Here is a 1710-nt window from a genome sequence, read left to right as displayed (position 1 = left end):
CGTCGAATCTGGGCTTCGCAAGGGGGCTTAAGTCGTAACAAGGTAGCCGTAGGGGAATCTGCGGCTGGATCACCTCCACCGACCCGAGACCTCCCATTCGGGAGGCTCACCTTAGACCGTCTCTTCAGACGGTCACTACTCATTCGCATTGGCCTGTACACGTCCGCCACCCACCGGCTTGGACACCTTAGAACGACCACGGCTCACACAACACACCAGACCTTCCCTTCGGGGAAGGTGGGCTCATAGCTCAGCGGTAGAGTGCCTCCCTTGCAAGGAGGATGCCCTGGGTTCGAATCCCAGTGAGTCCATGTCCGTTCGAAGCGAATCCGTCCCCTTAAGTGGGAGACGCGACTCGATTCGAACACGACGACCGATGCACCATCCCGGGAAACCGCGGATGGGAAGGGTTCGACGAACGCCCCGTCACACCCGGGGCGATTCAATGACAACCGTGTATACGTGCGATCCAGACGTCCACTGAACTCATCCGAGTTCGTGGAACGTCAGTGAACCATATACAGTCGGGTGACACTATGTCACTTGACACCGTCAGCACTCTCCTCTGGAGAGTTGGCTGACACACTACTGGCTACTGTGCCAGCTGGTGAATGGCTCGGCTCGAGAGCCGACGAAGGACGTGCCAAGCTGCGAAAAGCTCGTGGGACCCGCATGGAGGGAAAGAACACGAGATCTCCGAATCGGAATCCGTTTTACAATTGCCACGCGCAATAGGGAACTCCCTGAATTGAAACATCTCAGTAAGGGAAGGAAAAGAACGCAACAGCGATGTCGTCAGTAACCGCGAGTAAACGCGACACAGCCCAAACCGAAGGTCTTCGGACCAATGTGGTGTTCGGGTTGACAACCAATTCTCGACAACTCATCTGAAGTCTCCTGGAACGGAGCGTGAAACAGGGTGACAACCCCGTAAGATGAGTCAGTACAGAAGGCGTCAATACCAGAGTAGCAGGGGTCGGATATCCTCTGTGAACAACTCAGGCATCCCCTGAGAAGGCTAAACACTCCTCGAGACCGATAGCGAACAAGTAGCGTGAGCGAACGCTGAAAAGCACCCCGAAAAGGGCGGTGCAATAGGGCCTGAAATCAGCTGGCGATCGAGCGACAGGGCGTACAAGGCGATTCTCAAAACGACCGAGGAGCGATCCTCCAGTAGGAAGAGAATCGAGCCGGCGTCGTGTCGTGCGTTTTGAAAAACGACCCAGGGAGTGCACTTGATTGGCAAGTCTAACCCGTGAACCGGGGAAGGCGCAGGGAAACCGATACGGCCGCAGCACATTCGTGTGAGGGCCACCGTGTTCAAGCGCGGGGAGTCAATTGGGTGCGACCCGAAACCAGGCGATCTACGCGCGAGCAAGGTGAAGCGTGGCGAAAGCCACGTGGAGGCCTGTTAGAGTTGGTATTCTACAATATCCTCTCGTGACTCGTGTGTAGGGGTGAAAGGCCCATCGAGCCTGGCAACAGCTGGTTCCAACCGAAACATGTCGAAGCATGACCTCTTCCGAGGTAGCCCGCGGGGTAGAGCTACCGATTGGATGACCCGCCTCCGAGAGGAGTCGGCCATCCTGTCGAACTCCAAACCCGCAGGCGCTGTAGACGAAGGGAGTCCGGTGCGCGGGGTAAGCCTGTGTACCGTGAGGGGAACAACCCAGAGCCGGGTTAAGGTCCCAAAGTGTAGATTAAGTGCGA

1 tRNA gene and 2 rRNA genes are annotated in these 1710 nt (G+C 56.8%); all 3 read left to right on the top strand.

Features of this window, described 5'->3' with window-relative positions:
* A 16S ribosomal RNA gene (locus tag J2744_RS15250) occupies positions 1-78 on the top strand; the annotation flags it as partial.
* 161 nt (positions 79-239) lie between these two features.
* Positions 240-311 (top strand) — tRNA-Ala (locus tag J2744_RS15245).
* Positions 312-583: 272 nt separating this feature from the next.
* A 23S ribosomal RNA gene (locus tag J2744_RS15240) occupies positions 584-1710 on the top strand; the annotation flags it as partial.

Source organism: Halorubrum trapanicum (assembly GCF_017873555.1).
Classification (GTDB): Archaea; Halobacteriota; Halobacteria; order Halobacteriales; family Haloferacaceae; genus Halorubrum; species Halorubrum trapanicum.
Note: the sequence above shows the minus strand (reverse complement) of the source record. Positions and strands in the feature narration are given on the sequence as shown.